The sequence below is a fragment of the Pseudomonas sp. NFX5 genome, from assembly GCF_049132125.1.
GTDB classification, from domain to species: domain Bacteria; phylum Pseudomonadota; class Gammaproteobacteria; order Pseudomonadales; family Pseudomonadaceae; genus Aquipseudomonas; species Aquipseudomonas marginalis.
This window is the reverse complement of the sequence record NZ_JAFMZG010000014.1, coordinates 177,231-190,172: the sequence shown is the minus strand read 5'-3', so window position 1 is coordinate 190,172 and position 12,942 is coordinate 177,231. Positions and strand designations below refer to the sequence as shown.

Sequence of the window (12,942 nt, the reverse complement as noted above, 5' to 3'; positions counted from 1 at the left end):
AATGGCCTTTAGCGGCTATGCTAAAGTGGATTCAAACAACTTAACTGTACCGCCGGTGTACGTCTTCTCAAAAGGAATGGGGGGCTTTTGACATAACCGGACAGGCCACGCTGGGGCTCTATGCGCTATTTGCTGATCTTATTGTTGTGCGGGCTGCCGATGCTCGCCAGCGCCATCGAGTTCAACCAGGACACCCGAAGCCTGCCGCTGGGCCGAGCCATGCAAGTGCTCGAAGACCCCACCGATGCCCTCACCATCGCCGAAGTAAGTTCTCCCGCCTACGCTGCTCAATTCAAGCACCATGACAAAGCCACCCTCAACGCCGGCTATTCGCGCTCGGTGTTCTGGCTCAAGGTCGACCTGCATTACGTGGCCAGGGACCCCCGTGCCCCCCGCACCTGGTTCCTGGAGTTGGCTTACCCGCCGCTGAATCATCTGGACCTGTACCAGAACGATGGCACCGGCAACTATCGGCTGGCCGGCCGTACCGGCAGTGCGCTGCCTTTTTCCAGCCGGGAGGTCAGCCAGAGCAACTACCTGTTCAAGCTCAATTTCGTGCCCGACCAGCAGCAAACGCTCTACCTGCGCCTGCAAAGCGAGGGCTCGATCCAGGCGCCGTTGACGCTCTGGGCCGGCACCGCTTACCTGGAGCAACAACCGCTGCGCCTGTCGGTGCTGGGGGTGATCTATGGCGTCCTGCTGGGGATGCTGGTCTACAACCTGTTCATCTACCTGAGCGTGCGCGACACCAGCTACCTGTATTACATCCTCTATATCGCCTCGTTTGGCCTGTACCAGCTGTCGGTCAATGGCGTAGCCGTGCAGTACTTCTGGCCGAACAACCCGTGGTGGGCGAATGCGGCGGTGCCGTTGCTGATCGGTTCGGCGGCGCTGTTCGGCAGCCTGTTCGCCCGCAGCTTCCTGCATACCGCGCAGCACAGCCGCTGGCTCAACCGGCTCTTGCTGGCACTGGCGGTGTGCGGCGGCGCTGTGATGGCGCTGGCGCTGCTGACCAGCTATGCCCTGGCCTTGCGCCTGGCGACCGGCCTGGCGCTGGTATTCACCGTGACCATCTTCGTCGCCGCCATCAAGGCCTGGTACTGCGGCCAGCGGGTGGCGCGGTATTTCATCATCGCGTGGTCGGCGTTCCTGCTGGGCGGGGTGGTGAACACGCTGATGGTGCTGGGCTACTTGCCCAATGTGTTCCTCACCATGTACGCCAGCCAGATCGGCTCGGCAATTGAAGTGGCGCTGCTATCCCTGGCCCTCGCCGACCGCATCAATGCCATGCGTGAACAACAGGCACAGATCCTGTTCGATGCCAGCCAGAAGCTCGAAGTGCTCAACCAGCAACTGGCCCGCAGCAACCGTCTCAAGGATGAATTCCTCGCGACGCTGACCCACGAACTGCGCACGCCCATGAACGGTGTGATCGGCTCCCTTGAGCTGATGCAAACGGTGCCGCTGGACGACGACCTGGCGCAGTACCAGCAAACGGCCGCCGGTTCGGCACGGGACATGATGCGCATGGTCAACGGCATCCTCACCCTCACCGAATTGCAGGCCGGGCGCCTGAGTGCCCAGCCTCGGGTGTTCAGCCTGCGCGGCGTGCTCGACACCTTGCGCCAGCAATTCAACACCAGCGCCCAAGGCAAAGGCCTGGCATTTTCCATCGATGTGGCCGATGAGCTGCCGGACCGTGTGGTGGGCGACGCCGACAAACTGCTCCAGTGCCTGGATTGCCTGTTGGACAATGCGTTCAAGTTCACCCGCGAAGGTTCCGTGCGCCTGCGGGTGGTGGGTGTGCCTCACAGTGATGGCGACGTGCGCCTGAGCTTCATTGTGACCGACACCGGTATTGGCTTCGCCTTCCTTGACGAGGCGACCTTGTACCAGCGCTTTTTCCAACTCGATGGCTCCATGACCCGCGAATACGGCGGCCTGGGCATCGGCCTGGCCATCTGCCGGCAATTGATCGAGCTGTTGGGCGGGCGCCTTACCCATCATTCCGAGCCGCACAAGGGCAGCCGCTTCCAGCTGGACGTGAACGTCAGCCCGGTGCCGATCGAGGCAAAACCGGCGCCCGGCCGGCAACGCGCGCCCCAGGATTGCGCGGTATTGCTGGTGGATGACAACAGCGTCGGCCAGTTGGCGGTGCGCGGCATGTTGCTCAAGCTGGGTTACCGGGTGAAAACCGTGGACAGTGGCCCGGCGGCGTTGGCGGCCTTGCAGGGGCAAAGCTTCGACGCGGTCTTGCTGGATGTGCCCGAAGGCGGCTTCTCGTTGTGTTGTCAGATTCGTGCACTGCCGGGCTGCGGTGAATTGCCGGTGATCGCCTTGAGTACGTCGCTGCACACGTCCGAGCGCGAGCGCAGCCATGGCATCGGCATCACCGATCGCCTGGCCAAGCCGGTGCGCTTCGAGGCGCTGCAGGCGGTACTGGAGCGCCACCTGTTGAGCACGCTCGAGGGCGAAAGCGCCGGGCATTCGGCGGGTATGCCACTTTTTTAACCTGGATGACGGTGCTTAACTGAAAAAACCGGCCTCAATCGATCTGCGCCTTTATGGGTAGGTGCGCATTCGACAGGGCCTTTTTCCAGGAGGCCTGTCATGAACCTGCATCAGTTCGCCGAAACCCACGACGTCACCAACCAGCCGCCCTCCCTGGACGGCACCAACCTGTACCGCATCGACGCGCCCCTGCAAGACTGGTCGCGACGCTTTGGCGCCGGCTGGGCGCAGGCGCGCATCGATGCCTACGGGGCGTTGGCCGGCGGGCCGCTGATGGCGGCCGGGTTCCTGGCCAACCAGAACAAACCGGTGTTCAGCAGCCATGACCGGTATGGGCATCGCATCGACCTGGTGGAGTTTCACCCGGCCTACCACGAGCTGATGGGCACCGCGGTCGAGCATGGCCTGCCGTCGCTGCCGTGGGCCCATCCACAGTCCGGTGCCCATGTGGCGCGTGCGGCCATGACCTACCTGCACAGCCAGGCTGAGGCCGGCACCGGCTGCCCACTGACCATGACCTTCGCTTGCGTCCCGGCCCTGCGCTTGCAACCGGACCTGGCGCAGACCTGGCTGCCGAAAATCCTCAGCACCCACTATGACCCGCGCAATGTCGGCATTGCCCACAAGGCCGGTGCAACCATCGGCATGGCGATGACCGAGAAGCAGGGCGGCACCGACGTGCGCGCCAACACCACCCGCGCCTATCCGGTGGGCGCCGGCGGGCCCGGGCAAGCCTATGAACTGGTCGGTCACAAGTGGTTCTGCTCCGCGCCGATGTGCGATGCCTTCCTGACCCTGGCCCAGACCGACAAAGGCCTGACCTGTTTCCTGCTGCCCCGGCACCGCCCGGATGACACCCGCAACGAGTTCTATATCCAGCGCCTGAAAAACAAATTGGGCAACTGCTCCAATGCGTCCAGTGAAGTGGAGTTTCGTGGGGCCCTGGCCTGGATGATCGGTGAAGAGGGGCGTGGCGTGCCGACCATCATCGAGATGGTCGCAATGACCCGCTTCGATTGCATGGTGGGTTCCAGTGCCTTGATGCGCCAGGCGCTGACCCAGGCTAGCCATCACTGTGCTCATCGCCGGGTCGGTGGCCGTGTGCTCAGCGAGCAGCCGCTGATGCAAAACGTGCTGGCCGACCTCGCCCTGGAAAGCGAAGCCTCGCTGGCCTTGAGCATGCGCATGGGCTGCGCCCTGGACAATCTGGGCGATGAGCGGGAAGCCAAGTTCGCTCGGCTGGTGACGGCGGTGGGCAAGTATTGGATCTGCAAGCGCGCCCCGGCGATGATCAACGAAGCCGCCGAATGCATGGGCGGCGCGGGCTACGTGGAGGACAGCATCCTGCCGCGCCTGTACCGTGAAGCGCCGGTGAATTCGACATGGGAAGGTTCCGGCAATGTGCAATGCCTGGACGTGCTGCGCGCACTGTCCAAGGAGCCCGGCGTGCTGGAAGCGCTGTTTGTCGAACTCGGTGACGGGCATGGCGATAAGCAGTTGGCACGGCATATCGAACACCTGAAGTCGGCGTTCATGGACACCCAGGACATCCAGTACCGCGCACGGCAGTTGACCGAGGATATTGCCGTGGCGCTACAGGCCAAGTTGCTGCTGGAGGCCGGTCATGCGGCGGTCAGCGATGGTTTTATCGCCAGCCGTTTGGGCCAGTCGTCTGGCCGCGTCTACGGCACCTTGCCGCGTGGCGTCGATGTCGGGGCCATCGTCGCGCGCTCAAGTCCCAATGTCTCTGAATAAACACGGTCCACATGTGGGAGGGGGCTTGCAGCCATCTTGAGAGGCACTCCAATTCAAGGTTTGCGTCTGACAGGGATACAGGCAAGATAAAGGCCTGCAAGTCAGAACACAGGATGCTTACCGTGACCGAAGCTTTTGTTGTCGTTCAAACCGCCGAAGAGGCCGTGGATCGGCTGGCGGCCCTGCATGAGCGGGCTACCGGCGCGCTCAATCAAGCCCTCAAGCAATACCTCAAGGACCGCGTCGAACCCGACGCCGAACAACGCGCGCTGTTTCGCTATCCGGAACTGCGACTGACTTACCACTGCCACGGCGAAGTCCCACAGACTACCCGGGCGTATGCCAAGGTCCAGTTACCCGGGACCTACAGCGTAACCGTCACGCATCCGGCGGCGTTCCGTAAGTATTTGCTGGAACAACTGGTGCCGCTGATGCACGACTTCACCGTGACCGTGGAAGTGGGCGTCAGCCAGCAGAACATTCCTTATCCGTACGTAGTGGAGCAGGGTGACGAACTGGCCGGCTCCGGTGTGACCGCCGCGACCTTGGCGCGCGTGTTCCCCAGCACCGACCTGTCGGCCGCCACCGACGGCATCGCCGATGGCCTCTACGACTGGGAAAACACCGACCCGCTGCCCCTGGCGCTGTTCGATGCGGCCCGCGTGGACTTTTCCCTGCGTCGGCTGGTGCATTACACCGGCAGCGACTGGCGCCATGTGCAGCCGTGGATCCTGCTGACCAACTACCACCGCTATGTCGACCAGTTCATCCTGCATGGCCTGGAACAACTGCGCAGCGACCCGCGTTTTATCCGCATGGTGCTGCCGGGCAACGTCATCATCGATAAGAGCATGGACCACGGCGAAGCCTCGGCGATTGCCGCCGGCGTAGTGTGGCACCGCTACCAGATGCCGGCCTATCACCTGCAGGCCAGCGATGGCCACGGCGTGACTCTGGTGAACATCGGTGTCGGCCCGTCCAACGCCAAGAACATCACCGACCACCTGGCGGTGCTGCGTCCGCATTGCTGGCTGATGATTGGCCACTGTGGCGGCCTGCGCCAATCCCAGACCATCGGCGACTACGTACTGGCCCACGCCTATATGCGCCGCGATGGGATTCTCGACCGGGTGGTACCGCCGAACATCCCGATCCCGGCCCTGGCCGAAGTGCAGATGGCCTTGCAGCAGGCGGCGGCGAATGTCACCGGTGAGAAAGGCGAAGAGCTGAAAAAACGCCTGCGCACCGGTACCGTGCTGACCTACGACGACCGCAACTGGGAGCTGCGCTGGGCCCAGGAGCGGCCGTTGATCAACCTGTCCCGCGCCGTGGCGGTGGACATGGAAAGCGGCACCATCGCCGCCCAGGGCTACCGCTTGCGCGTACCCTACGGCACCTTGCTGTGTGTGTCGGACAAGCCGCTGCACAGCGAGATCAAGCTGCCGGGTTCGGCCAACGCGTTCTACGAACGTGCGGTCAGCCAGCACTTGAAGATCGGCATCGAGGCGGTGGACCTGTTGCGCACCGAACTCAACTCGTTGCACTCGCGCAAACTGCGCAGCTTCGACGAGCCGCCGTTCCGCTAAGCGGTTGGGATGGTCATTTAGCGGTCAGGCCACTAGCATTGTCGGTCCTGACCGTTAGATGTTCCTTTGCCATGTCCCGTCCCACCCGTCCCGATTCGCGCCGCCCTGGCGTGAAACCTCCGTATTCTGCCGCGCGCCGTGTTGCCAAGGCACCACCGGCCGAGCCGAAGTTGGTGCTGTTCAATAAACCTTTCGATGTGCTGACCCAGTTCAGCGACGAAGGCGGGCGCGCGACGCTCAAGGACTTTATCGACATCCCCGGCATCTACCCGGCAGGTCGCCTGGACCGTGACAGCGAAGGTCTGTTGTTGCTGACCAACGACGGCCAGTTGCAGGCGCGTATTGCCGACCCCAAGCACAAGCTGGCGAAAACCTACTGGGTGCAGGTGGAAGGCGAACCCACCGAAGCATTGCTGCAACGCCTGCGTGACGGGGTGGAACTCAACGACGGCAAAACCTTGCCCGCCGAGGCCCGGCGTCTGGATGAACCGGCGTTATGGCCGCGCAACCCGCCGGTGCGCTTTCGCAAAAACCTACCGACGTACTGGCTTGAACTGGTGATTCGAGAGGGGCGTAACCGCCAGGTTCGGCGCATGACCGCCGCCGTGGGCCTGCCGACCTTGCGCCTGGTGCGTGTGCGTATCGGCGATTGGACAATCGACGGCCTGGATCAAGGCCAATGGAAGGAAGTGCCGGCGCGTTTATAAAGCGCCGGACTCGATGAGGCCGATCACCACGCTCTTGATGATGAACGCGGCCACGCCCAGGCCCAGCACGAAAAACAGGATGAACGAACCAAAGCGCCCGGCCTTGGATTTCTTTGCCAGGTCCCAGACGATAAAGCCCATGAAAATGATCAGGATAGTGACCAGGCCGGTCATCATCCATTCTTCGAACAGGGCGGGGTCGATGTTGTTCATGGGCTCTTCCAACGGGGCAGGCGGCAAGTATACGGCAGCGTTACAGGCGCAACATTGACCTGCGTCGGTGCGTCGCACGCAGACTTCACTGCTGGAACACAGGCCAAATGTGGGAGGGGGCTTGCCCCCGATAGCGGTGTGTCAGGCTGTGTATCTGGTGACTGATACTCCATCGGGGGCAAGCCCCCTCCCACATTTGATCTTCATTGTTCAGGAGATCAGGTGCGCAGGTGGGTCAGCGGCAGCTCGGTGCTGTTGAGCACCTGGTTGAGCACAAAGCTCGAGCGCACGCTGGTCACGCCTTCGATCCGGGTGAGGTGGCCCAGCAGCAGTTTCTGATAGTGGTCCATGTCCGGCACCACCACTTTCAACTGATAGTCCGCATCCATCCCGGTGACCAGGCTGCATTCCAGCACCTGGGGCAGGGTGCGGATGGCCGCCTCGAAGTTCTCGAAACGCTCGGGGGTGTGGCGGTCCATGCCGATCAGCACATAGGCCGTGAGGCTCAGGCCGAGCATCTTGCGGTCGAGCAGGGCGACCTGGCGTGCGATGTAGCCGTCGTCCTCCAACTGCTTGACCCGGCGCGAGCAGGGCGAAGGCGACAGGCCGATACGCTCGGCCAACTCCTGGTTGGAGATCCTCGCGTCGCGCTGCAATTCCGCCAAAATACTCAGGTCGTATCGGTCAAGCTTGCTCATTGGGTTGGCCTTTGTCGTAACTATTGCGGTGAATTATCCATGAAGGGTTAAAAATTGCGCAAGCACTGTTTATTGACGCAATCTTCGCAATCATCTGCCCGGCGCTGGCCTGTATCGTTATCAACAGAATCACCGCCTGGACAACAGTCCACAGCAGCTCGCCCAATCAGGCTGGCTGCGGCCGCCACCCCAGCAGGGTCGAGCCGGCCTCCAGGCTGCACACTGTCCACAAGACGGCGTGAGGTGAGCCAACGTCAAAAGCGTTGAGCATGGACGAAGTTCTCAAGGGGTGGCCGACGGGTCACCCCTTTTCTTTTGCCTTAAGAAAATTGTTCCTGTGACTGATAACCTGTCTCAGAACCGGGCGGGGCTTTTCCAGTCTCATCTATGAGGCCGGACCTTCCAGGCCCTTATCCGCAGTGAGGAATAGCATGAAGCGCATCTGGCATATGGCAGGTGTAGGTTTGCTGATGGTCACCGTCGGCACGCAAGTGATGGCCGACGAGCCGCGCCCTGAGGGTGGCGGCCAGCATGAAAGAGGGCCGGAGGGTAACGAACAGCCGCGCCCGCAGAATAACCAGCCGCGTCCACAGAACAATCAACCCCGGCCGGAAAATAATCAGCCACGTCCACAGAACCCGCATTTTGATCGCGCCGAGCAACCGCCCCACGGTGGCGGGCAGTGGCAAGGTCGCCCGCAAGGTGCCGAACAGCCTCGGCCAGCCCCGCAGCCTGCGAACAACCTGCCGATCCAGAGTCGCCCCGATACCGTGCGCCAGACCCAGGAACCGCGTCAGGGTTACTACCGTGACATTCCTCGACGCAACGACGACAACCGCAATTGGGAGGCCGGCGGCCCAGGTTCGCGGCCTGGCTACAACGGGCATCCCAACGATAACCGCTGGCCAGGTCGCCCCGACGGCCATGGCAACGGCTGGGGCCCCGGCCCCCAGTATCGGCCTGGCTATGTCGTCGACCGCTTCCCCGACCGCAACTACCGGGTGCCGTACCGTGGCCAGGATTACTTCTTCTCCGGCGGCTACTGGTACCGCCCCCAAGGCCCGCGCTATGTGGTCGTGGCGCCGCCGTATGGCATCCGCGTGCATTACCTGCCGGACTATGCGCGCGAAGTGTGGGTAGGTGGCTCGCTGCTGTTCCTGGCCGCCGGCGCCTACTACGCCTACGAACAAAGCACCCAGCAATACGTAGTGGTACAACCGCCGACGCAAGTGCCGGCACCTCAGCCAGCACCCCAAGGCAATGGCTATGACGTGGTGGCCTATCCCGCCAACGGGCAGTCACCGGCGCAAGTGCAGCAGGACGGTTACGACTGTTATCGCTGGGCGGTGCAACAAAGCGGCTTCGACCCGCAGGCGGTCACCTACGCGCCTGACCCGGCGGTGGTGCAAACCTACCGCCAGGCCCAGGGCAACTGCCTGAGCAGTCGCGGGTATCAGGTGCAGTACTAGGCCTTGGCGCCCGTGACCACTTCCCGTGGGTCGGCGTGCACCAGCACTTCGGCGCGCGGGTAGGCTGCGTGAATGGCATCGGCGGCCTGGTCGCTGATGCCGTGGGCCACTGACAGCGTCAACTCCCCCGGCAGTTCCAGGTGCAACTGCACGAACCAGTGGTTGCCGGAAATGCGCGTGCGCAGGTCATGGGCACCCAACACCCCCGGTACGCTTCGCGCCAGTTCCAGCATGTGCTGGCTGACGTCCGGCGGCAGTTCCTCGTCCATCAACACCGCAAAGCTTTCCCTGGCGATCTGGATCGCGCTCCACAAAATGTAGGCGGCGATGCCCAGGCCGAACCAGGCGTCGACTTGATGAAAGCCCATGCCCGCCAGCACCAGCGCCACCAGGATGCTGCCGTTGAGCAGCAGGTCCGAGCGGTAGTGCAGCGAGTCCGCCCGCACGGCATTGGAGCCGGTTTCGCGCACAACCCGGTGTTGCAGCATCAGCAGCGCCACGGTCAGTGCCAGGGAAAACACGATCACCCCAATGCTCAGCCACGGCGCGCCGACCGGTTCCGGATGCTGCAGGCGCTCGTAGGCCTGCAAGGCGATCAACACCGCACTGCCACCAATGAACAACGCCTGGGCCATGCCCGCCAGTGACTCCGCCTTGCCATGGCCGTAACGGTGATCGTCATCGGCCGGGCGCAGGGCGTAATGCACGGCCAGCAGGTTCAGCAGCGAGGTCACGCCATCGAGCAGTGAGTCGGTCAACCCGGCGAGCATGCTCACCGAGCCGCTGAGCCACCAGGCGATGGCCTTTGTAACGATCAGCGCACAGGCCACACCCACCGAGGCGCGGGTGGCCAGGCGCAACAGCCGGGCGTGTTCGGGACTGCTGGTCATAAACGATCCTTAGGCGGCGGGTTGCAGGCCCAGGAGCGCAAGTTGTTGCACGCTGCCCTTGAACTGGATCATGCGTGGGTCGTCCAGCGGCAGGGTGCGGCCGGTTTCCTTCTGGATGATGCTTTGCAGCTTGGCGTTGTCGACCTTGCCGTCGGCGCCGATGGCTTCGTGGAGTTTTTCCGGGTCAACCTGGGCAGTCTTGCCGGGTTCGAAATAGATCGCGCCCGTGGCGAAGTCGACGCCGAACGCGATCAGGCCAGGGATCACGTAGAACAGCAGGCCAACGGCATCGAGCACGGCAATGGTCGGGTCGATCTTGCCATCGATCTGGCCACGGCGGTCGGGGTAGAAAATCGACCCGCAGGCGGTGAGTTGGCTCAGCAGGGTGACGGCGAGGACACCGCCGATGACACGGGAAGCGATACGCATGGAGACTCTCCTGAACACGGTTGATACGGGACTATATAGCACTGCCATTGAGACCAGCGTCGGCATCCGGCAGTTCGCCGTTATACTCGCCGCTCTGCTTTGGAGCCAGTATGAATTCGTTGCCGATCGATGATGTTTTACCCGCCCTGCGTGACGCCTTGGCGAATCGCCATGAAGCCGTGCTGGAAGCGCCGCCCGGCGCCGGTAAAACCACCCGCGTGCCCTTGGCCTTGTTGAATGAGCCCTGGCTGGCCGGGCAGACCATCCTGATGCTCGAACCCCGGCGCCTGGCCGCCCGCGCCGCCGCGGAACGCCTGGCCAGCGAACTGGGGGAGAAAGTCGGTGAAACCGTCGGCTATCGCATCCGTCTCGACAGCAAGGTCGGGCCCAACACGCGCATCGAAGTGGTCACCGAAGGCATCCTCACCCGTCGTTTGCAGGACGATCCGGCACTGGACGGTGTCGGCCTGCTGATCTTCGACGAGTTCCACGAGCGCAGCCTCGACGCCGACCTGGCACTGGCCCTGAGCCTGAACGGCCGCGACCTGTTTCGCGACGAGCAACCGCTGAAAATCCTTCTGATGTCCGCCACCCTCGAAGGCGAGCGCCTCGCCAGCCTGCTGGATGACGCGCCGATCCTGCGCAGCGAGGGGCGCATGTTCCCGGTGCAGATGCGCTGGGGGCGGCCGTACCAGGCCGGTGAATTCATCGAGCCGCGCGTGGTGCAAACCATTCTCGAAGCCCTGCACGATGAAACCGGCAGCGTGCTGGTGTTCCTGCCGGGCCAGGCGGAAATTCGCCGGGTCAACCAGCAACTGGCCGACGCCCTGGGGCACAGCCCTGACGTGTTGCTCTGCCCGCTGCATGGCGAGCTGGACCTCAACGCCCAGCGTGCGGCCATCGATCCGGCACCGGCCGGTAAACGCAAAGTGGTGCTCGCCACCAACATCGCCGAGACCAGCCTGACCATCAACGGCGTGCGTGTGGTGATCGATGCCGGGTTGGCGCGGGTGCCGCGTTTCGACCCCGGCAGCGGCATGACCCGCCTCGATACTCAGCGCATCTCCCGCGCCAGCGCTACCCAGCGTGCGGGCCGGGCCGGGCGCTTGGAGCCGGGGGTATGTTATCGGTTGTGGTCCGAAGACCAGCATGAAGGGCTGGCCGCGTATGGCAGTGCGGAAATCCTCGCCGCCGACCTCGCCGGCCTGGCCTTGCAACTGGCACGCTGGGGCGTCACGCCCCCACAGCTCGTGTGGCTCGATGTGCCACCCACCGCCGCCTATGCCCAGGCCCAGGATTTGCTGGTGCGCCTCGGGGCCTTGAATGACGAAAAACTCACGGCACATGGCCAGAAGATGGCCGAGCTGCCGGCCCATCCACGTATCGCCCATTTGTTGCTGCGCGGGCAGGACCTGGGGCTGGCGGCCACGGCCTGTGATGTCGCGGCACTGTTGGGCGAGCGCGATATTTTGCGCGGCGGCGGCGCGGATTTGCACAGCCGCCTGGCGCTGATGTCCGGTGAAGAGCGTGCGCGCGGTACTCAAGGCGGCGTGCAACGCGCCAAGCAACTGGCGCGGCAATACCGTGGCTATTTGAGAGGCCAGGCGACCCGGCCGGTGGCCGACCCCGACCACCCGCGCTGGCTCGGCGCCTTGCTGGCGCTGGCCTACCCGGACCGTGTCGCCCAGCAACGTCGCCCCGGCGGTGCCGAATATCGCCTGGCCAATGGCCGCGCGGCATTATTCGCCGAGGCCGACAGCCTGATGAAACAGCCATGGCTGGTGATCGCCGACCTCGGCAGCCGCCAGGGCCAGCGTGAAGAACGTATTTATCTGGCGGCGGACTTCGATCCGGCGCTGTTCGACACGGTCCTCGCCGAACAAGTGCGCAACGTCGATCAACTGGACTGGGATGAGCGCGAAGGCGTGCTGCGCGCCGAACGCCAGCGCAAAGTCGGTGAACTGGTGCTCAGCCGCGAACCGCTCACCGGCCTCGACGAAGCCGCGCGCGGCCAGGCGCTGGTCAACCTGGTGCGGCGCAAAGGCCTGGAGCTGCTGCCCTGGACCCCGGAGCTGCGCCAATGGCAATCCCGCGTCCTGCTGTTGCGCCAGTTGGACGCCGGCAACACCAGCGAATGGCCCGACGTCAGCGACAACGCCTTGCTCGCCAGCCTGGAGCACTGGCTGATGCCCTACCTGGGCAAAGTCTCGCGGCTGAGTCACTTCGCCAACCTGGATATCTCCAGCTACTTGCACAACCTGTTGCCCTGGCCGCTGCCCCAGCGCCTGGACGAGCTGGCGCCGCAGCATGTGAAGGTGCCATCGGGTTCATCGGTGCGGTTGGACTACAGCGAACAGCCGCCGATCCTGGCGGTGCGCTTGCAGGAACTGTTCGGCCTGGCCGACACCCCGCGCATTGCCGGCGGGCGCCAGGTGGTGAAGTTGCACCTGTTGTCCCCGGCACGGCGGCCGGTGCAGGTGACCCAGGATCTGGCGAACTTCTGGCGCAGTACCTACGCCGAAGTGAAAAAGGATCTGAAGGGCAGGTATCCCAAGCATTACTGGCCGGATGATCCGCTGATAGCCGAGCCGACCGCGCGGATCAAACCCCGGAAGTCGTAACGCCAAAGATCCAAATGTGGGAGGGAGCAAGTCGAATCGTCGCACCGCCCCTCCCACATTAAT

The 12,942-nt window shown here is 63.6% G+C and carries 10 protein-coding genes; 6 read left to right on the top strand and 4 right to left on the bottom strand.

Annotation, left to right across the window (positions count from 1 at the left end; genetic code table 11):
* Window positions 1-120: 120 nt before the first annotated feature.
* The 4 genes from J1N02_RS09565 to J1N02_RS09550 all read left to right on the top strand — a co-directional run bounded on the left by J1N02_RS09565 (window position 121) and on the right by J1N02_RS09550 (window position 6,559).
* Window positions 121-2,511, top strand: coding sequence for a 7TM diverse intracellular signaling domain-containing protein (locus J1N02_RS09565; protein ID WP_421147319.1), 2,391 nt, complete (start codon window positions 121-123; stop codon window positions 2,509-2,511).
* Window positions 2,512-2,610: 99 nt separating this feature from the next.
* Window positions 2,611-4,266 (top strand): acyl-CoA dehydrogenase family protein, encoded by a 1,656-nt coding sequence (locus J1N02_RS09560; RefSeq protein ID WP_098480883.1) that lies wholly within the window; start codon window positions 2,611-2,613, stop codon window positions 4,264-4,266.
* 113 nt (window positions 4,267-4,379) lie between these two features.
* Window positions 4,380-5,852 carry an AMP nucleosidase gene (gene amn, locus J1N02_RS09555; protein ID WP_024077553.1) on the top strand — a complete coding sequence of 491 codons (1,473 nt, stop codon included), beginning with the start codon at window positions 4,380-4,382 and terminating at the stop codon, window positions 5,850-5,852.
* Between the two features lie 71 nt (window positions 5,853-5,923).
* A complete protein-coding gene (locus J1N02_RS09550) occupies window positions 5,924-6,559 on the top strand; it encodes a pseudouridine synthase (RefSeq protein ID WP_027605265.1) in 636 nt (211 codons plus the stop codon).
* Here J1N02_RS09550 and J1N02_RS09545 read toward each other — a convergent pair.
* Window positions 6,554-6,763 (bottom strand): DUF2788 domain-containing protein, encoded by a 210-nt coding sequence (locus J1N02_RS09545; RefSeq protein ID WP_025999909.1) that lies wholly within the window; start codon window positions 6,761-6,763, stop codon window positions 6,554-6,556. The two genes, J1N02_RS09550 and J1N02_RS09545, sit on opposite strands and share 6 nt — an antisense overlap.
* 227 nt (window positions 6,764-6,990) lie before the next feature.
* Window positions 6,991-7,470 (bottom strand): Lrp/AsnC family transcriptional regulator, encoded by a 480-nt coding sequence (locus J1N02_RS09540; protein WP_003194418.1) that lies wholly within the window; start codon window positions 7,468-7,470, stop codon window positions 6,991-6,993.
* 431 nt (window positions 7,471-7,901) lie between these two features.
* Between J1N02_RS09540 and J1N02_RS09535 the strand changes: the two genes are divergently transcribed.
* A complete protein-coding gene (locus J1N02_RS09535) occupies window positions 7,902-8,939 on the top strand; it encodes a DUF6515 family protein (protein ID WP_092358234.1) in 1,038 nt (345 codons plus the stop codon).
* Here the strand turns inward: J1N02_RS09535 and J1N02_RS09530 are convergent.
* Both J1N02_RS09530 and J1N02_RS09525 read right to left on the bottom strand, forming a co-directional pair.
* The gene (locus J1N02_RS09530; protein ID WP_098480884.1) at window positions 8,936-9,829 is read right to left on the bottom strand and encodes a cation diffusion facilitator family transporter; all 894 of its coding nucleotides are present in this window, start codon (window positions 9,827-9,829) and stop codon (window positions 8,936-8,938) included. The two genes, J1N02_RS09535 and J1N02_RS09530, sit on opposite strands and share 4 nt — an antisense overlap.
* A gap of 9 nt (window positions 9,830-9,838) precedes the next feature.
* Entirely contained in the window at window positions 9,839-10,258 is a 420-nt protein-coding gene (locus tag J1N02_RS09525) for a hypothetical protein (RefSeq protein ID WP_027605268.1), read from the bottom strand.
* A gap of 110 nt (window positions 10,259-10,368) precedes the next feature.
* Between J1N02_RS09525 and hrpB the strand changes: the two genes are divergently transcribed.
* Complete coding sequence (gene hrpB / locus J1N02_RS09520; RefSeq protein WP_092358236.1) at window positions 10,369-12,879, top strand: ATP-dependent helicase HrpB; 2,511 nt, start codon at window positions 10,369-10,371, stop codon at window positions 12,877-12,879.
* Window positions 12,880-12,942: the final 63 nt, after the last annotated feature.